Source organism: Bifidobacterium sp. 7101 (assembly GCF_000499285.1).
Lineage (GTDB): Bacteria > Actinomycetota > Actinomycetes > Actinomycetales > Bifidobacteriaceae > Bombiscardovia > Bombiscardovia apis_A.
Window position 1 is genome coordinate 155886 of sequence record NZ_AWUN01000003.1, and the last position, 18430, is coordinate 174315.

Here is an 18430-nt window from a genome sequence, read left to right on the forward strand (position 1 = left end):
CGAATGACGCATCCTGGAAGGGAGTTTCATGGGGTTCAACATTGAGCGGACCGACAAGCCCTTCGTGGTCAAGTCTCCCTATAAGCCCTCCGGCGACCAGCCAGAGGCCATCGAGGAACTGGCCACCCGGATCGAGAATGGCGAGAACGATGTGGTGCTCATGGGCGCCACCGGCACCGGCAAGACCGCGACCACGGCCTGGCTGATCGAGCGCCTGCAGCGGCCCACCCTGATTCTGGAACCCAACAAGACCCTGGCCGCCCAGCTCTGCGCCGAGTTCCGCGAGCTCATGCCCGACAATGCGGTCTCCTACTTCGTCTCCTACTACGACTACTACCAGCCTGAGGCCTACATTCCTCAAACAGATACCTACATTGAGAAGGACTCCAACATCAACGACGACGTGGAGCGGCTTCGGCACGCTGCCACAGCCAATCTGCTGACCAGACGGGACTGTGTGGTGGTGGCCACCGTCTCCTGCATCTACGGCTTGGGCACGCCCGAGGAGTACGCCGGTCGCATGCTCTTCCTGCACGAGGGGGACCGGATCAACCGGGACGACCTGCTGCGCAAATTCGTGGACATGCAGTACAAGCGCAACGACATCGCCTTCACGCGAGGCACCTTCCGCGTGCGCGGCGACACGGTCGAGATCATCCCCGTCTATGAGGAGCTGGCCGTCCGCATTGAGTTCTTCGGCGACGAGATCGACCGCATCTCCACCCTGCACCCGCTGACTGGGGACGAGATTGCCCATGAGACCTCCGTGCACATCTTCCCTGCCTCCCACTATGTGGCCGGTCCCGAGCGGATGGAGCGCGCCCTGAAGACCATCAAGGAGGAGCTGGATTGGCGTGTGGGCCAGCTGCGCAAGCAGGGCAAGGAGCTGGAGGCCCAGAGGCTGACCATGCGCACCACCTACGATCTGGAGATGCTCACCCAGATCGGCACCTGCTCCGGAGTGGAGAACTACTCCCGCCACTTCGACGGGCGCGAACCCGGGACGCCGCCCCACACCCTGTTGGACTTTTTCCCTGACGACTTCCTGCTGGTCATCGACGAGTCCCACGTGACCGTTCCCCAGATCGGAGCCATGTACGAGGGGGATGCCAGCCGCAAGCGGACCCTGGTTGAGCACGGTTTCCGTCTGCCCTCGGCCATGGACAACCGTCCGCTGAAGTGGCCCGAGTTTCTGGACAAGGTTGGCCAGACGGTCTACCTGTCGGCAACGCCGGGCGACTATGAGATGGGCCTGTCCGACGGGGTGGTGGAGCAGGTCATCCGGCCCACTGGCCTCCTGGATCCCGAGGTGGAGGTAAGGCCTGTCAAGGGCCAGGTGGACGACCTCCTGGACGAGATCAAGACCCGAGTGGCCCGTCACGAGCGGGTCCTGGTGACCACGCTGACCAAGAAGATGGCCGAGGACCTGACCGACTATCTGCTTGAGCGTGACATCAAGGTGGAGTACCTGCACTCTGACGTGGACACCCTGAGGAGGGTGGAACTCCTACGCGAGCTACGCGAGGGCAAGATCGACGTCATCGTGGGCATCAACCTCCTGCGTGAGGGGCTGGACCTTCCCGAGGTCTCCCTGGTGGCCATTCTGGATGCGGACAAGGAGGGCTTCCTGCGCTCCTACCGCTCACTGATCCAGACCATCGGCCGTGCGGCCCGAAACGTGTCCGGCAAGGTCATCATGTACGCCGACGAGGTCACCGACTCCATGGACAAGGCCATCAGCGAGACCAACCGTCGCCGGGCCAAGCAGATCGCCTACAACAAGGAGCACGGCGTGGATCCCAAGCCGTTGATCAAGAAGATCAGCGACGTCAACGACATGCTGGCCAAGGAGGATGTGGACACCCAGACACTGCTTGCGGGCGGCTACCGCAATGCCAACAAGGCCGGCAACTCCCACCTGGGTGTGCCCCTCTACGACAAGGAGGAGGCCGACAAACGGCATCAGGAGATCCTCCAGGCCGGTCTGCCGGCACAGGACCTTGCCGATCTGATCCGTCAGCTGAGCGACCAGATGCACACGGCTGCGCAACAGCTGCAGTTCGAGCTCGCAGCCCGTCTGCGCGATGAAATCAAGGATCTGAAGAAGGAGCTGCGGCAGATGACCGAGGCCAAAAAGTAAGTCCGGCCCTTGGCTTGGAGGAGGCCTTGGCCAGTAGACCATACCGGCCATGCTTCGGGTCTGTGATGTCAGGCAAGAGCATCACAGACCCGTCCTGTAAACCCCGCTCTGTGCGGTTGTTCAGACACGCGGACCAGGGAGATGGCACGTCATATCTTGCAGCTAAAGTCAGGTGATATGTCCGAGACACCTCTGCCGTTCATGGTTGTGAGCCTGGTTGTGCTGGCCGTCTTCTTCGTAGTCGATCTTCTGGTGATCGGACGTCGGCCACATGTGCCCTCGACCGGTGAATGCGTGCGGCACATCGGCTTCTTCGTGGTCATGGCCCTGATTTTCGGTGCACTGATCTGGAAGGTTGCCGGATCCAAGCCGGCCATCGAGTTCTACTCGGGTTGGCTGACCGAGTATTCGCTCAGTATCGATAACCTCTTTGTTTTCGTGATCATCATGGGCAATTTCGCCGTGCCCCTGCGTCTTCAGCGCTATGTGCTCAGCGTCGGCATCACCATCGCCCTGCTGCTACGCGGTGTCTTCATCCTGGCCGGGACAGCGCTGATCACCCGCTTCACCTGGGTCTTCTTCATCTTCGGCTTCTTTCTGCTCTATACCGCTTGGAATATGGTCTCCAGCCGGGGCGAGAAGGAGGAGTACCACGAGAACGGGCTGATCAGGGTCCTGCGCCGGGTCATCCCCATCACCAGCCATTACGACGGTGAGCGTCTGCGGACCACCTTTGAGGGCAAACGCTACTTCACACCCATGCTGGTGGTTTTCCTGGCCATCGGCACCACTGATGTCATGTTCGCCTTCGACTCCATTCCGGCCATCTTCGGACTTACCAAGGATCCCTTCATCGTCTTCACCTCCAATGTCTTCGCCCTGCTGGGCCTTCAGCAGCTCTACTTCCTGTTGGGATCCCTGCTGGACAAGCTGGAGTATCTGCCCCTGGGGCTGTCTGTGGTCCTGGCCTTCATCGGGGTCAAGCTGATCATGGAGGCTCTGCACGGCAACACTTTGCCCTTTATCAATGGAGGACGGCCCCTGGAAGCCGTGCCGGAGATACCGACCTGGGCATCCCTGCTGGTCATCGTCCTGGCCATCGGCATAGCCGCCCTGGCCTCATTGCTCAAGAGCCGCCATCAGTCCCTTGAATCAGCTTCACAGGGAGAAAAGTGATTGACAATCCCTTGAGCCACAAGGATTGTTAGCGCTAACGGGAAATACTGGTTCACATCGGCTTGAGTCTGTACAATAGAACGGTAAGTAAGAAAAAAGAACAGGCAGGTAGCATATGCGCAAAGCCAAGATCGTCGATACCATCGGGCCGGCTTCGGAGTCGCTGGAAAACATCACCAAGCTGGTCAAGGCCGGCATGGATGTAGCCAGGCTCAACCGGTCCCATGGCACCCCCGAGGATCACCTCAAGGTTTACAACAACGTGCGTCAGGCCAGCAAGGAGACTGGACGCAACGTGGCGGCCCTGGTCGATCTGCAGGGTCCCAAGATCCGTTGCGGTTGGTTCAAGAAGAACGAGCAGGGCGAAGACAAGGTCATCCTCAAGGAGGGCCAGGAGTTCACCATCACCACCGACGATGTCGAGGGTGACGAGCACATCACCTCCACTACCTTCAAGGGTCTGCCTGGTGACTGCCATCCCGGCGATCCCATCCTGATCGACGACGGCAAGGTCCGTCTGGAGGTCACCAAGGTCGAGGGCAACCAGGTCCACACCAAGGTGGTCGTGGCTGGTCCGGTCTCCTCCCACAAGGGCATCAACCTGCCCGGCGTGGCCGTGAGCCTGCCGGCACTGACCCCCAAGGACGAGGAGGACCTGCGCTGGGGCATCCGCACCGGCGCCGACATCATCGCCATGTCCTTCGTCCGCTTCGCCACCGACATCGACCGCGCCCATGAGATCATGGACGAGGAGGGTCGCCGCATCCCCATCGTGGCCAAGATCGAGAAGCCCCAGGCCGTTGAGAACCTGGAGGAGATCGTCAAGGCCTTCGACGGCATCATGGTGGCCCGCGGTGACATGGCCGTGGAGATGCCCTTCGAGCAGGTTCCCCTGGTGACCAAGCGCTGCATCGAGCTGGCCCGTCAGTACGCCAAGCCGGTCATTGTCGCCACTGAGGTCTTGGGCTCCATGGTTCATTCGCCCATTCCCAGCCGTGCCGAGGCCTCCGACTGCGCCAACGCCGTCCTGGACGGCGCCGACGCCACCATGACCTCCAACGAGACCGCCGTGGGTGATTATCCCGACACCACGGTTTCCACCATGGCCCGGATTTCCGAGTACGCCACCACCCACGGGTTCGACCGCATCCCGGATATGCACAACCTGGACATGTCCAACTCCGGTGCCGTCTCCTCCGCTGCTGTGGACCTGGCCGACAAGATCAATGCCAAGGCCATCGTGGCCTTCACTCAGACCGGCAACACCGTGCACCGCGTCTCCCGCGAACGCCCGGCTGCCCCCATCTATGCGCTGACCACCGATGAGCATACCTATCATTGGCTGGCCCTGAGCTGGGGCACTGAGGCCTTCATGTGCGAGCAGGACTACCACGACTTCAACCGTGCAGGCCTCATGTCCTTCGTGGACTCCACCCTGAAGAAGCAGGGCAAGGTCTCCGACGGCGATTGCCTGGTGGTGCTCAGCAGCGCCCAGGGCGAGTATGAGCCAGGAAACACCGACTGCATCTACGTGCACACGGTTGGCGCCAACGACTGATTCTCCGGTCTCCCGCCTTGCTGTCGATTGAGTCAGTCGGGCGGCTGGCCGTTAGATTGGCTCGGCACTAATACACAACGAACCGGTGGTCTTTCCCCCGCCTGCAAAGGTAGGGGAGAGGCCACCGGTTCGCTATGTGAGGGTTCCTGTCTCAGTGCAGGTCGGACAGTCCAATCTTTGCCCGCAGGATGGCGATGGTGGTCTTGGCGTCCAGTATGGTCCCTGCAATCACCATGTCATAGGCCTCATCCACAGTGAAGAGCCGCACATTCTGGTGGGGGGTCTCTGGTGCCAGGCTGGCAGGCTGGACCGGGGTCAGGCCTTCGGCATAGAAGAGCGTCGTGTGCTGCGTGGAGAAGCTGGGGGTGTTGATGAACCTTGCGAACTGGTTAAAGGAGGCAGCCTTGTATCCGGCCTCCTCGCGCAGTCGTCTGGTGGCTACATCGATGGGGGCTTCTGTGTCGTTGAGCGGATGGCCGGCCGGCAGCTCAAGGGTCCAACGGTGGGTAGGCAGACGGTACTGCTCGACCAGGGGTATCCTTCCGTCGTCGGTGATGGCCAGGACGGCGATGGTATCCCCGTGCTTCTCACTGACGATGCTGCGATCGAAGGTCTGATTGTCGCTTGATTCAAAGGTGACCCTGTCGACGCTGAAGTAGTGGCTGTCCATAATTTGCTTGCGGGCCTTCTCCTGGACGGGGGAGGTGCGCCAAGGATCGAACCGTCGATAGATCTGAGTGGTCATCATGCTCTCCTTCGACTGCTGATGTGCCTGTATACATAACTGTCTTCATTCTAAGGCAGATTCAACACGAATAACCTTGCGTCGTCGCCAAAGTATGGTAGATTCTCTGTGGTAATGAAAAGCCCCCGTATCCCAATTGGTAGAGGAAACGGCCTCAAAATCCGTGCAGTGTGAGTTCGAGTCTCACCGGGGGCACGATAAAGCGAACCCCATCCGCCCCTCATCGATTTTCGGTGAAGATCGGATGGACTTTCAGGAAACGAGGTTGAAAGTGGCTTCAGAGAGTAAGAACCGCAGCGATTCCCCCGAAGGGCGGACCGTGGTTGTGGCGGAGGATGAGGCTTTGATCAGGCTCGATACCGTTGAAGCTCTCGAGGATGCCGGCTATGACGTAGTCGGCCAGGCGGCCAGCGGCCAGGAGGCCATTGATCTGACTCGCGAGCTGAGGCCCGACGTAGTGGTTATGGATGTGAAGATGCCCGGCACTGACGGTATCACCGCCGCCACTGAGATTGGCAAGGAGAACCTGGCCCCGGTGGTTATGCTGACGGCGTTCTCCCAGCAGAGCCTGGTCGAGAAGGCGGCTGATGCAGGAGCCATGGCTTACGTGGTCAAGCCCTTCGCTCCGGAAAAGCTGCTGCCGGCCCTTGAGGTGGCTATTTCCCGCTTTGACCAGATCAACGCCCTGAAGGACGAGGTCACCGATATGAAGGCCCGTTTCGAGGCCCGCAAGCGGGTGGACCGGGCCAAGGGCCTGCTCATGGAGAGCATGGGGATGACCGAGTCCGAGGCCTTCCGTTGGATTCAGAAGACCTCCATGGACCGTAGGCTGACCATGCAGGAGGTGGCCGACGTGGTCATCAACAACGTGGCCAACCAGAACGACCGCTAGCCCTCCCATGGAAGACCAGACGAAGAATCAGGACAAGGACGGCCGCACCCTGCTGGTCGTCGATGGACATTCGCTGGCCTTCCGGGCCTTCTATGCCCTTCCCGTCGAGAGTTTCACCACCTCGACAGGGCAGCCCACCAACGCGGTGTGGGGCTTTGCCACCATGCTGGCGGATGTCATGGCCAAGGAGAAGCCCACTCATATGGGCGTGGCCTTTGACGTCAAGGGCGGCACCTTCCGCAATGCCATGCTGCCCCAGTACAAGGGTACCCGTGAGGCTGCTCCCAAGGAACTGCTGAGCCAGCTGCCCCTGATCCAGGACCTGCTCAAAGGTCTGGGCATCACCTATATCGAAAAGCCCGGTTACGAGGGCGACGACATCATCGGCACGCTGGCCACCATGGGGGAGCAGGCCGGGTTCAAGACCCTGGTCCTGTCCGGGGACAGGGATGCCTTCCAGCTGGTGGATGACAACATCACCGTGCTCTACCCGGGTCACCACTTCAAGAACCTCAAGCACATGACGCCTCAGGCCATCATGGATCGCTACAAGGTGACCCCGCAGCAGTACCCGGATCTGGCCGCCATGCGCGGCGAGGGAGCCGACAACATTCCTGGCGTACCGGGCGTGGGCGACGGTTACGCCGCCAAGTGGATCAACAAGTACGGATCGCTGGATTCCATTCTGGAGCACGCCGATGAGATAGGCGGCAAGAAGGGTCAGGCCCTGGCGGAGAACGCCGACCAGGTGCGGCTTAACCGAAAGGTCAACGCCCTGGTTCGCGACCTTGACCTGGGCGTGAAGGTGGAGGACCTGCGTTTCGGCACCATCCATACGGATCAGGTCCTGCCCATCTTCGAGCAGTTGCAGTTCGGTCCACAGACCCGAAAGAAGATCCTGCGCGGATTCAACACGGTTGCCGATTACGATTACTCTTCAGCCTCGGCACTGGTCGATGTCAGCAACAAGCAGGAGGAGTTCACACAGCCTGAGCGCGATAAGGCGGAGTCCGCCGACCAGCTGCGGGACTGGTGCGAGAAGCATCTGCCGGACAAGGCCCTTTGCCGACGGTCGGCTGACCATGTCAAGGCCATGGCCGATTCCCTGGACAAAATCAAGGACATCGGCGATACCGACCAGAACGCCATGCGCTGCAGCGAGGCCATGAAGGCGCACTGGGTTCTCCATGCCATCGGCTGGGCCAAGCATGGCGACTACGGCCTGGAGGAGCTGGCCATTCTCTCCATGGACGGCCACGGTCTGGTCCTCATGGCGGAAGACATTGACGAAGACATGCGCGCGGCCATCCAGGAGCTGATTGACCAGCGGATCGGCACCTGTGTGGTCCATGGTTACAAGGAACATTTGCACTTTTTGGAGAGCCAGGGGTTGCACATGCCCCTGCCACTGTTCGACACCAATCTGGCAGGCTATCTGGCTGAGCCTGATTTCCATGCCGACAATCTGGAACAGGCCGTCGCCCATTTCCTGGCCATCCCCGTAGAGGAGGAGCCTGAGGCGACTCAGGGAGCTCTGGCCTTGGATGGGCGAGAGGATGAGGACGAACGTCGGCGGGGGACTCGGATTCTGCGCCAGGCGCAGTACGTCATGATGGTCTCCGAGCGCCTGCAGGAGCTGATGGACGAGCGTCACCAGTACGGCCTGCTGCGCACCATAGAGCTGCCCACCTCCGCAGTCCTGGCGCAGATGGAGACCGAGGGCGCCAAGGTGGACGATGCCCGTCTGAAAGAGATGCATGACCGGTTTGCCGCTGAGGCCCGTCAGGCTCAGGAAATCGCCTGGGATAAGGCTGGCAGCCGTGTCAACCTGCAGAGCCCCAAGCAGCTGAGCAAGGTGCTCTTCGATGACATGGGCCTGGTGCCCACCCACAGGACCAAGACCGGATCCTATTCGACCAACGTCTCGGTCCTGCAGGACCTCTACATCAAATCGGTCAACAATGAGCGGGCCAACGATTTCCTGGGTGCGCTGCTCAAGCACAGGGAGACCAACAAGCTCAAGCAGATTGTGCAGACCCTGCGCGAGGCGGTCAATCCCCGGGATGGGCGGCTGCATACCACCTACGAGCAGACCGTGGCCGCCACTGGTCGGCTGAGCTCGGTCGATCCCAACCTGCAGAACATTCCCAACAGGGATGCCCGGGGCCGCGAGATTCGTTCGGCCTTCATACCTGGTAGCGGGTACGAGGCGCTGCTCTCCTCGGACTACTCCCAGGTGGAGCTGCGGATCATGGCCCATCTTTCCGGGGATCAGGCCCTGATCGACGCCTTCAAGTCTGGCGCTGACTTCCATCGGTACGTGGCCAGCCTGGTCTATGACATCCCCATGGAGGAGGTCACCGGGGACCAGCGCTCCCATGTGAAGGCCATGAGCTACGGCTTGGCCTATGGGCTGAGCACCTATGGCCTGGCCCAGCAGCTCAAGATCAGCCCGGCAGCGGCCGACGTGCTGCGTGCCAAGTACTTTGCAACCTTCGGCAAGGTCCATGAGTACCTGGAGTCCCTGGTGGCCGATGCGCGGGAGAAGGGCTACACCGAGACCATGTTCGGCCGGCGACGCTACTTCCCCGGGCTGCGCTCCAAGCGTCGTCCCACTCGCGAAGCCGCCGAGAGGGCCGCATTGAATGCGCCCATCCAGGGCTCAGCTGCCGACATCATGAAGATCGCCATGATCAAGGCCAGCCGTGCATTGTCCGATCAGGGGCTGAAGAGCCGCATCTCCCTGCAGATCCACGATGAACTGCTGGTGGAGATCGCTCCAGGCGAGACCGACAAGGCAACCAAGCTGGTCAAGGATTCCATGGAACATGCCGTTGAATTGGCGGTGCCCCTGGACGTGTCCACTGGCATCGGCCAGGACTGGGAGCTGGCTGCTCACTGACCTGACATGGGGTGGCCTGGGCCCAACAGAATCCGAGGAGGGATCGTCATGCCTGATGAACAGGATGAGGTTCAGAGGCCTTCGGTGCCTTTGGGCCAGGTGGTGGATTTGCTGGAGGGGCTCTACCCCTTGGATTACGCAGAGGACTGGGACCATCCAGGGTTGGTGGCAGGAGATCCCTCCTGGCCAGTCAGACGGATCTGGTGCGCCGTGGACCCTCGGCCCGATGTGGTACAGGAGGCTCTGAACCACAAAGCCGACCTGCTGATCACCCATCATCCGCTCTTCTTCAGGTCGGTCCACCAGGTCTCCGGACTGGACTTTAGAGGGGATATGATAACCAGGCTGATCGAGGGACACTGCGGCCTCTGGGTGGGGCACACCAATGCTGACGCTGCCTACCGCGGCGTGGCCCAGGCCGCAGCCGATGCCTTGGAACTGCAGGAGACACGACCGTTGGCCCCACAGCCGGTCTCAAAACGTGATCTGCACGCCGATCAGGGAATCCAGGTAGGCCTGGGCCGCTGGGGACGGCTTCCCAAGCCCACGCCATTTGAGGATTTGGTCCACACCGTGGCGGGCCTCCTGCCCAAGACTGCTCTGGGTGTTCAGGCGGTCGGACCGTCCAAGGCCATGGTTTCCACTGTTGCCCTGCTGCCCGGATCGGGGGACTCCGAGTTTGACCTGGTCCGGTCCACGGGGGCTGATGTCTACATCACCAGCGATCTGCGTCATCACCCTGCCACGGATGCCTACCAGCAAGCCCTCTATGAGGCCCGGATGGCCGGTCGGCCCAATCAGCCCAGGCCCATGCTGATCAACACACCGCATTCGGCCATCGAGGGCCTTTGGTTCCGATACGCCAAGGGAGACATTGCCAGGACCCTGGAGATGGCTACCGGTGTCCGTCCACAGGTGGAGGTCTCACCCATCGTCACTGATCCCTGGACCATGGTGTTGCGCTAACTGCCGAGGATAGACAACTGAGAAGGATTGATTTCATGAGCGATGAAGCACAGGATCTGCAGGCACGATTGGCCGCAAGACTGGCCGGCCGAGATGGACAGGGACCCAAGGGCATCGATATGACCCGCGCTCCCGAGCTGATGGATGACAAGGAGGTCTTCCGCGGCCCGATATTCGTTATCGACCAGCAGCAGGTGGCCATGTTCCGGCGTGACGGTTCCAAGGAAACCATTGACAGGCAGCTTATACGCCACGCCCCCTGCGTGGTCATGCTGGTGCACGACTGCGTTGCCGATGCCTATCTGCTGACCCGGGAGTACCGGGTGGGTGCCCAGGGCTACGTCTTTGGCCTGCCTGCCGGCTTCATCGACCCGGGGGAGAGCCCGGTCAAGGCTGTTCTGCGCGAGCTGCGTGAGGAGACTGGTCTGGTGCCCGGGCCGGAGGGTGCTCGGGGCTCCGAAAGCCATCTGGACCCTGAGGACGGTTGGATTGATGCCGCTCCCGATGTCTACTCCTCCCTGGGCATGAGTGACGAGCTCGGACACATTGCGGTCCTGCATCTGCGTCGCTGGCATCAGGGGCCCACCGACTTCGACCCTGGCGAGCATATCCAGTCGGCCTGGGTCTCCTGGCAGGAGCTTTGTGCAGCTGGAGTTGCCGATGCCAAGGCGGTGGTGGCCATCCAGCACGAAGCCATCCGTCGCCTGCAGAAGGATTAATGCCAAGTTGGCAACTGATATGAATGGATAGACAAAACATACCAGTGGTATGATAGACACTTGTCAGAAAAGATGGTCGGGCCAGGATGGTCAGACATTGATGCACTGACAAGGAGGGAGGCACGGCATGGGCACGCCGAAGGACCCCGAAGGGCATCGCAATCAGATCCTTGATGTTGCCCAGCGGCTCTTCCTGGAAAAGGGCTACGACGGAACCAGCATCCAGGACATCGTCGATGGCCTGGGCGGTATGACCAAGGGAGCGGTCTACTACCATTTCCCCTCGAAGACGGCCATTTTCCACGCGGTTACCGAACGTATGGCCTCGTCCTCATCCCAGGAAGACTGGCTGGGGGACTGGCCTGGCAAGACCGGGTTGGACAAGCTGCGTAACGAGTTGATCGCCTCCCTGTCGGCATACTCACGTCTCGATGTGACCTTCTCCGCCAGAACCCTGCTGAAGAGCCCCCGCATGGTAGGGGAGATGTACCTGAAATCCATGGACAGGATTGTGGATGTGATTACCCCCTACGTCCGCGAAGGCGTGGAGGATGGTTCCATCGCCCCCTGCAATCCCGAGGATCTGGCCCAGGTGCTCTATATCCTGCTCAACATGTGGATAGGGATTCGATTCTCTACCATGACCCGGGACCAGGTGGTCTCCAAGTTCACCCTCTTGGCCGATATGCTCAAGGGGATAGGGGCGCCGGTCATCGATGATCGGGTCATCCGCGCAGCCGTGCACCTGCATGCGCATCTGAAGAGCAATCCTCTGACTGCGGCAGGCGGGGAGTCCACGCAAGAGGAATCTGACGTGAATCAGGATCAAGGGGTCTCTTAGAGCCGATGGATTTCTTAAGGCCCTGACGGCTATGGCCATTAGCAGGATTCGGGCACTCAACAAGTGAATGATTTTTGTTTCCATAAACATACCGATGGTATTTTTGGAAGGAGTTTTATGAAGGTGCTGGAGGCGGACGGTATCGTCCAAGTATTTGAAGGCAGGGAGGTGCTGGCTGGTCTGGACCTGACCCTGGGGCAGGGCGAGATTCTGGGCTTGCTGGGAGCCAACGGGGCTGGCAAGTCCACGCTGTTGAAGATTCTGACCGGAATGCAGAGACCTGTCAGTGGACGGGTCCGTTTCCTGGGGAAGCCTCTCAGCGAAGGCTATCCGGGCAGTTTGGCGAGGATGGGGGTGTCCATCAACGAACCTGTCTTCTATGAATCTCTGAATGCCAGGGAGAATCTGGAGATTGACCTTGCCTACCTGTCCCTGGCAAACGAGGAGCATAGGGCGGTCGAGTTCGCCGGGATCAGCCAACTTTTGGAAAAGGCCGGATTGACAGCCGATTCTGCCACTGCTGTTGGCAGGTATTCCATGGGTATGAGGCAGAGGCTGGCCCTGGCCAGGTGCATGGGACGTCATCCCGACCTTTATCTACTGGACGAGCCGCTCAACGGACTGGACCCGATAGCTGTCGGACAGTTGCGAGACAGCCTGCGAAATCTGGCTGCCCAGGGGAGTGCGATTCTCTTTTCCAGCCACATCCTCTCCGAGGTGTTGCACACTGCCGACCGTGTCATGGTCATATCGGGCGGCAGGGTGAGCCTGCGGGCCAGCGTACCGGAGCTCCTCAATAAGGGCCAGGAGGGTGCCGAGCAGACCCTGATCAAGGCTATGGAGGGCTGATATGAAGACGTTGCTGAAATTGGAGCTGAAAAAGACAAGACTCTGGCCCTGCATCCTTGGAGGGCTGGCAGTGGTGGCCGCAGCCTTGGCCCTGGGAAGCATGTTCCTGGCCATTGGCCACACGACGAGCGGTCGGTCTGACCCACGACTGTCCAGCCTGGCCTTCGTGCTGCAGATGGCCATGGTCATCCTTCTGGTGGGTTTCTCTTTGGTGGCCGCTGCCCTCTGCAATCTGGTCTTCATCGAGCCCTACACGGGTAGGAATCTGGCGCTCACCCTGTCGTGCCCTATCTCGCGGGACCGAATCCTGCTGGCCAAGCTGATTTTCGTTGGTCTCTTCACAACCCTCTCCTACTTGGCGGGAACGGCCGTTACCCTGACCGTCTTGCTGCTTGTCGACCGCCTTGTGGGCTCTCTCGGGACGGATTCGTCGGGCAGTTTGCTCGTGCAGGTTCTCCTCATGATGGTTACCAGTCTTGCGGGACTGATAGGGCTTGTAGGCATCGCCCTTTCCCTGGGCTTCTGGAGGCGCTCGCTGCCTATCATGTTTGCAGTCCTGCTCCTACTGGACGCTGTGGTGGGCAATCTGCTCTCCCTCTCCCCGCTGCTGTCGGCGCTTGTGCTTCTGATCATCTTTCTGGCCTCTCTGCCGGCCTGGTGGCTGCTTCACCGGACTCTCATGAAGATCGAACTGCCCTGATCGGCGGCTGACCATGCAGGAGCTTCTGAAGAACAAGCCTTTCGTGACCATGGTTCTGGCAAGTCTGTTGAATACGGTCGGAGGCGAGCTCTTCAACATCGTCTTCGTCGTCTATGCCCAGACCATGCCCTTTGCCGGACTGGCTGTCTCTGTAGCCTCAATGGCCTGGGTGGCTCCAGCCCTGACCGCCATCCTGACCGGATACCTGGCCGACAGGACCGTGCACAAGACGCGGATGCAGCTGGTGATCAAGCTGATTCAGGTATGTGTCTATCTGGTCATGGCCATGACGATTGGCAGGTCCAAGAGCCTGCCTGTCTTTCTGCTGTTGGTAGCCATGGACATGGCATCCTCCATGCTGGAGGGGTATGCAGGCAGTCTGTGGATGCCTGTCCTCAAACATCTGGTCCTGCCTGGCCAGCTTCACCAGGCCACTTCGATCACCTCGGCCGCCTCCAGTGTTGCGGCCATCATCAGTGCAGGCGGAGGCGCAGTGTTGATTGCGCTCCTGGGCAACAGATTCGCAGTATTTGCGCTGATCAACGCCGCCACCTTCCTCCTGGCGGGGATTCTGGTGGCCATCGGCTATCGGGAATTCACGAGGGTTGAGGTTGCGAGCAGTGGTTCACCGGCAGACAAGCCTTCGGGCCTGGCATCCAGTCTCCGCGTGACCTTGGGGGAGTTCCGCAGCTCTACCTTCCTGATTCTGATGGTGGGCTTCGGCTGCCTGGTCAACCTTCTGGGCACGGCTCTGCAGCCCCTGCTCAACCTGGGGCTGATTTCCATGCCCGGGGTCTGGTGGGGAAGCTACGGCACGACCATAGCCGCCGTCAACGGCATCTCCTCCCTGGGACTCATCCTTGGTGCACTCCTTGCCGCAGATCCGCTCCGACGGCTGCCCATAGCCCCCCTGCTGACCGGAGTCATGGCTGCAGCTGCCGTGGCAGGGGTCAACCTGGTCTGGCTGCGCAGCCCTGTCTTGCTCTTCGTTCCACTCTTGGTCATGAATTATCTTCTTGGCAAGATCAACCCAAGGTTCATGACCATGCTCATTAGCACAGTGGCTGAGGACCATCTGGCTGCGACTATGGGCATTGTACAGACCGTCATGATGATCGGGGCGCCTCTGGGGCAGATGGTCTTTTTGACGCTGGGCAATCTGGTCGGCATCGCCATTACCATGTCCATTTATGCGGGCCTGACGGGCCTTCTGGCTCTCGTGATTATCATTACGGGATTGATGGGCATGAACGCCAAGGATCCGACTCCCGAAATGGGACGAAGGCTAAAGTCGGGCTAGCCGGATTTGAACCGGCGACATCCTGCACCCAAAGCAGGCGCGCTACCAAGCTGCGCTATAGCCCGGCGCTCATAAGTATCAACGTATGAGCACAATGTATCAATATAGCACAGGGTCGGGTCCCGGCTGGTCCTGAGGGGTGAGCAGGGAGGGAGAACAGCTCTGCGCCTGCGGTTACCATGGTGACCATGACAATGGAAGAGACATGGGCGGCGCCACAGGCCGATGGGCCCTTGGATGCAACGGTGACCATACCGGGAAGCAAGTCCCTCTCGAACAGATATCTGATTTTGGCGGCCCTGGGAAGCTGCCCTGTCAGGCTGACTGGTTTGCTCAGATCTCGTGATACAGACCTTATGATCGGGGCCCTGGAGGCTCTCGGCGTGAACTGTCGGGTCGATCCGGACGACCCTACGAATGTAACAGTTGTTCCACCGGAAGGGGGACGTTTTCGCGGCGGCGCCCGGGTGGACTGCGGACTGGCTGGAACCGTCATGCGTTTCGTGCCGGGCCTGGCCATGCTGGCCGATGGCGCCACGCACTTCGATGGAGACCAGCAAGCCTATCGGCGCCCCATGAGGCCTCTCTTGGACGGCCTAACCCAGCTGGGAGCCAGAATCGAATACCTGGGCCAGGAAGGCTTCCTGCCCTTTGTGCTCACACCGCCGGATCGCCTGGTGGGCAGAGAGGTGACCATAGACTCCTCGGCATCCTCGCAGTTCGTTTCCGGCCTCCTGCTCCTGGCTGCCAGAGCTGAGGGCACTATGACCATCGTCCACTCTGGACAGCATCTTCCCAGCCTCCCACACATCGCCATGACCGTTGAGGACCTGCGTCAGGCTGGAGTCCAGGTCCAGGCCAATCCCGACCGCTGCAGGTGGAGCGTTGAAGGCAGAGGATCTGCCGGGACGCAGCTGCCCAATCAGGTCCAGGTGGAGCCCGACCTGTCGAATGCGGCTCCCTTCCTGGGAGCGGCCCTGATAGGAGGCGGACAAGTCAGCGTACCCAACTGGCCAGACCGGACCACCCAGCCAGGCGGCCTGTTGCCCAAGTATCTGGGGACTTTAGGCGCGAAGGTGGAGATGGTTTCCGACGAGCAGGGTGGCGCCACCTGCAGAGTGACTGGCGGGGAAGCCATCCATGGGCTTGGTGACTTCGATCTGTCCCCGGCAGGGGAGATCGTGCCCTCAATTGCGGCCATCCTGGTCTTTGCCGATGGACCCAGCCGCCTGCACGGCATTGGCCACCTGCGCGGTCATGAAACCAACCGGCTGAAGGCGCTAGCCATGGAAATCACCAGAATAGGTGGCCGAGCCAGTGAATTGGATGATGGTCTAGCCATCGAGCCTGTGCCTGTTCAGAGTATGCACGGGGCTGTCATGGAGACCTATGCCGACCATCGAATGGCTACTTTCGCAGCCATGATTGGGCTCAAGATACCTGGCATCCGAGTGCGCAACATTGGCACTACAGCCAAGACCATGCCCGACTTCCCGGGTATGTGGAAGCGGATGCTGGCAGGCGAGATTCGAGCGTAAGGAGCCGTGTCATGAATATCGAGGCTGAAAGGCAGACCTGGCAGGAGGATCTGGATCTGGCCATTGCCATGGCCGACCAGGCGGATCAGGTCACCATGGGCTACTTCAAGTCGCCGGATCTTCATGTGGAACGCAAGGCTGACAATACTCCGGTCACCCAGGCTGACAGGGAGGCGGAGGCGGTGATTCGTCGCGTTCTGGCCCAAGCCAGACCGGACGATACCATCTACGCCGAGGAGCTGGGAAGACAGAAGTCCAACGGCAGACGGTGGATTATTGATCCCATTGACGGGACCAAGAACTATGTGCGCGGAGTCCCGGTCTGGGCGACCCTGATTGGTTTGGAGGCAGGCCATCAGATGGTGGTCGGCGCCGTCTCTGCCCCCATGCTGGGTACCCGCTGGTACGCCGCGCAGGGTCAGGGAGCCTACATGGCGCGCCAGGGTGAATCTCCCAAGCCCATACACGTATCGAGAGTGGACCGGATGGAAGACGCCTCCATGTCCTTGTCGTCGCTGACCGGGTGGAAGGCCATAGGTCGCCGGGAGCGGCTTCTGGATTTGACCGATCGGATCTGGCGCCTGCGTGGTTTTGGCGACTTCTGGCAGTACATGCTTCTCGCCCAGGGAGCCATCGACCTGGCTGCCGAGCCGGAACTGGACCTCTATGACATGGGTGCGCTGGTTCCCATCGTGACCGAGGCAGGGGGGAGCTTCACCGACCTGGCAGGCAACCCAGGTCCCTGGGGTGGTAATGGCCTTGCCAGCAACGGTCTTCTGCACGAGGAGGCCTTGGCGGCCCTAGGCGACTGACAGATACAAGAAGGCCGGCAACCACAGCAATGTATGTGGTCACCGGCCTATTTGGTTCTCAGCGATCAGGCCTGGAACTTGTTGCCGTAGGCGTCGCCTTGGCTGGCGACGACCTCGGCCTGGCGGGCGATGGAGAGCTCCTCGTTGGTGGGGATGACGCAGACGGCGACCGTGCTGTCGGGGGTGGAGATGATCCGGGCCTCCTTGGAGCGCTGGTCGTTCTTCTCCTGGTCCAGTTTCACACCAAAGGGCTCCAACTGCTCGATGACCCGGCGACGCACGATTTCATCATTCTCGCCCACGCCGGCCGTGAAGGTGATAGCGTCCAGACCACCCATCTGGGCCGTGTAGTTGCCGATGTAGCCGACGATGCGGTGGATGTAGATATCCAGGGCCAGCTTGGCGTCCTCGTCACCCTCGGCGATCAGCTTGTGGACCTCGCGCATGTCGCCATGGCCGGTCAGGCCGGTCATGCCGGAGCGCTTGTTGAAGAGGGTGTCCAGCTCGTCAACGCTCATGTGGGCGTTGCGGATCAGGTGGAAGACGACGGCAGGGTCGATATCGCCGGTGCGACCGCCCATGACCAGGCCCTCCAGAGGGGTCAGGCCCATGGAGGTCTCGACGGGATGCCCGGAGACCTGTGCCGAAGCGGAAGCCCCGTTGCCGATGTGCAGGACGATCTGCCGCAGGCCTTCTGCGGGCTTGCCCAGCAGGCCGGGAACCAGCTGGCCCACATACTGGTGGCTGGTGCCGTGGGCGCCATAGCGACGGATGTGGTACTGCTTGGCGATGTCCTTGTTGAGGGCGTAGGTGGAGGCCTTCTTGGGCAGTTCGAAGAAGAAGGAGGAGTCGAAGACGAAGACCTGCGGGGTCTGCGGCATCAGCCGGCTCATGACTTCGGCGCCCTCAGCCTCGGGTCCGTTGTGCAAGGGGGCCAGCACGGCAAGGTCCTTGACCTGGCTCAGGGTCTTCTGGGTCAGGAGGGCAGGCTTGGGGAAGATGGCTCCACCCTGGACGACTCGGTGACCGACGGCGATGATCCCGGCCTTGTCCAGATCAGGTCCATACTCCTTGAAGAAGCCCAGGACGCGCTTGAGACCGACCTCATGGTCGTGGATGGGCTCCTCAAGCTCATGCTTCTCGCCGTTGACCTCGTGCTTGTAATGGCCGTCGGTGGGCTCACCGATCTTCTCGACCAGACCCGAGGCAAGGCTCTGGCTGGTCTCCAGATCGACCAGCTGGTATTTGATCGAGCTTGAACCCGAATTGATGACTAGGACGGTTTTCGCCAT

General features: G+C 60.7%; 15 protein-coding genes and 2 tRNA genes. 14 read left to right on the plus strand and 3 right to left on the minus strand.

Going from position 1 to position 18430, the window contains the following annotated elements:
* Positions 1-28: 28 nt before the first annotated feature.
* The 3 genes from uvrB (at position 29) to pyk (ending at position 4874) form a co-directional block, all read left to right on the plus strand.
* Positions 29-2140, plus strand: a complete 2112-nt coding sequence (gene uvrB / locus P272_RS0105345) for an excinuclease ABC subunit UvrB (RefSeq protein WP_029678515.1) — start codon at positions 29-31, stop codon at positions 2138-2140.
* A 177-nt stretch (positions 2141-2317) separates the two neighbouring features.
* Positions 2318-3316 (plus strand): TerC family protein, encoded by a 999-nt coding sequence (locus P272_RS0105350; RefSeq protein WP_029678516.1) that lies wholly within the window; start codon positions 2318-2320, stop codon positions 3314-3316.
* Positions 3317-3431: 115 nt separating this feature from the next.
* The gene (pyk, locus tag P272_RS0105355) at positions 3432-4874 is read left to right on the plus strand and encodes a pyruvate kinase (protein WP_029678517.1); all 1443 of its coding nucleotides are present in this window, start codon (positions 3432-3434) and stop codon (positions 4872-4874) included.
* Between the two features lie 151 nt (positions 4875-5025).
* On the opposite strand, the gene P272_RS0105360 is transcribed toward pyk, so the two are convergent.
* On the minus strand, positions 5026-5619 hold the full coding sequence (locus tag P272_RS0105360) for an NUDIX domain-containing protein (protein ID WP_029678518.1): 594 nt from the start codon (positions 5617-5619) through the stop codon (positions 5026-5028).
* A gap of 121 nt (positions 5620-5740) precedes the next feature.
* Between P272_RS0105360 and P272_RS0105365 the strand changes: the two genes are divergently transcribed.
* The 9 genes from P272_RS0105365 to P272_RS09120 all read left to right on the plus strand — a co-directional run bounded on the left by P272_RS0105365 (position 5741) and on the right by P272_RS09120 (position 14788).
* Positions 5741-5814 (plus strand) — tRNA-Leu (locus P272_RS0105365).
* 49 nt (positions 5815-5863) lie between these two features.
* A complete protein-coding gene (locus P272_RS0105370; protein WP_015021953.1) occupies positions 5864-6511 on the plus strand; it encodes an ANTAR domain-containing response regulator in 648 nt (215 codons plus the stop codon).
* 7 nt (positions 6512-6518) lie between these two features.
* Entirely contained in the window at positions 6519-9413 is a 2895-nt protein-coding gene (gene polA / locus P272_RS0105375; protein WP_044097808.1) for a DNA polymerase I, read from the plus strand.
* A gap of 48 nt (positions 9414-9461) precedes the next feature.
* Entirely contained in the window at positions 9462-10379 is a 918-nt protein-coding gene (locus P272_RS0105380; RefSeq protein ID WP_044097809.1) for a Nif3-like dinuclear metal center hexameric protein, read from the plus strand.
* Between the two features lie 35 nt (positions 10380-10414).
* Positions 10415-11098, plus strand: coding sequence for an NUDIX hydrolase (locus tag P272_RS0105385; protein ID WP_029678522.1), 684 nt, complete (start codon positions 10415-10417; stop codon positions 11096-11098).
* Positions 11099-11225: 127 nt separating this feature from the next.
* Positions 11226-11939 carry a TetR/AcrR family transcriptional regulator gene (locus tag P272_RS0105390; RefSeq protein WP_052323209.1) on the plus strand — a complete coding sequence of 238 codons (714 nt, stop codon included), beginning with the start codon at positions 11226-11228 and terminating at the stop codon, positions 11937-11939.
* A gap of 117 nt (positions 11940-12056) precedes the next feature.
* Entirely contained in the window at positions 12057-12788 is a 732-nt protein-coding gene (locus P272_RS0105395) for an ABC transporter ATP-binding protein (protein ID WP_029678524.1), read from the plus strand.
* Position 12789: 1 nt separating this feature from the next.
* The gene (locus tag P272_RS0105400) at positions 12790-13488 is read left to right on the plus strand and encodes an ABC transporter permease (RefSeq protein ID WP_029678525.1); all 699 of its coding nucleotides are present in this window, start codon (positions 12790-12792) and stop codon (positions 13486-13488) included.
* 13 nt (positions 13489-13501) lie between these two features.
* Entirely contained in the window at positions 13502-14788 is a 1287-nt protein-coding gene (locus P272_RS09120) for an MFS transporter (RefSeq protein ID WP_029678526.1), read from the plus strand.
* On the opposite strand, the gene P272_RS0105410 is transcribed toward P272_RS09120, so the two are convergent.
* Positions 14780-14853 (minus strand) — tRNA-Pro (locus P272_RS0105410). The genes P272_RS09120 and P272_RS0105410 overlap by 9 nt on opposite strands.
* Positions 14854-14970: 117 nt before the next feature.
* On the opposite strand from P272_RS0105410, the gene aroA reads away from it, so the two are divergent.
* Entirely contained in the window at positions 14971-16326 is a 1356-nt protein-coding gene (aroA, locus tag P272_RS0105415) for a 3-phosphoshikimate 1-carboxyvinyltransferase (RefSeq protein WP_441293859.1), read from the plus strand.
* 11 nt (positions 16327-16337) lie between these two features.
* A complete protein-coding gene (gene hisN / locus P272_RS0105420) occupies positions 16338-17138 on the plus strand; it encodes a histidinol-phosphatase (RefSeq protein ID WP_029678528.1) in 801 nt (266 codons plus the stop codon).
* A gap of 65 nt (positions 17139-17203) precedes the next feature.
* Here the strand turns inward: hisN and P272_RS0105425 are convergent, their stop codons facing one another.
* Positions 17204-18430 carry an acetate/propionate family kinase gene (locus P272_RS0105425; protein WP_029678529.1) on the minus strand — a complete coding sequence of 409 codons (1227 nt, stop codon included), beginning with the start codon at positions 18428-18430 and terminating at the stop codon, positions 17204-17206.

Coding starts and splice junctions, on each gene's coding strand:
- uvrB (WP_029678515.1), top strand. CDS start 29: ATGGGGTTCAACATTGAGCGGACCGACAAGCCCTTCGTGGTCAAGTCT.
- P272_RS0105350 (WP_029678516.1), top strand. CDS start 2,318: ATGTCCGAGACACCTCTGCCGTTCATGGTTGTGAGCCTGGTTGTGCTG.
- pyk (WP_029678517.1), top strand. CDS start 3,432: ATGCGCAAAGCCAAGATCGTCGATACCATCGGGCCGGCTTCGGAGTCG.
- P272_RS0105360 (WP_029678518.1), bottom strand. CDS start 5,619: ATGACCACTCAGATCTATCGACGGTTCGATCCTTGGCGCACCTCCCCC.
- P272_RS0105370 (WP_015021953.1), top strand. CDS start 5,864: ATGGACTTTCAGGAAACGAGGTTGAAAGTGGCTTCAGAGAGTAAGAAC.
- polA (WP_044097808.1), top strand. CDS start 6,519: ATGGAAGACCAGACGAAGAATCAGGACAAGGACGGCCGCACCCTGCTG.
- P272_RS0105380 (WP_044097809.1), top strand. CDS start 9,462: ATGCCTGATGAACAGGATGAGGTTCAGAGGCCTTCGGTGCCTTTGGGC.
- P272_RS0105385 (WP_029678522.1), top strand. CDS start 10,415: ATGAGCGATGAAGCACAGGATCTGCAGGCACGATTGGCCGCAAGACTG.
- P272_RS0105390 (WP_052323209.1), top strand. CDS start 11,226: ATGGGCACGCCGAAGGACCCCGAAGGGCATCGCAATCAGATCCTTGAT.
- P272_RS0105395 (WP_029678524.1), top strand. CDS start 12,057: ATGAAGGTGCTGGAGGCGGACGGTATCGTCCAAGTATTTGAAGGCAGG.
- P272_RS0105400 (WP_029678525.1), top strand. CDS start 12,790: ATGAAGACGTTGCTGAAATTGGAGCTGAAAAAGACAAGACTCTGGCCC.
- P272_RS09120 (WP_029678526.1), top strand. CDS start 13,502: ATGCAGGAGCTTCTGAAGAACAAGCCTTTCGTGACCATGGTTCTGGCA.
- hisN (WP_029678528.1), top strand. CDS start 16,338: ATGAATATCGAGGCTGAAAGGCAGACCTGGCAGGAGGATCTGGATCTG.
- P272_RS0105425 (WP_029678529.1), bottom strand. CDS start 18,430: ATGGCGAAAACCGTCCTAGTCATCAATTCGGGTTCAAGCTCGATCAAA.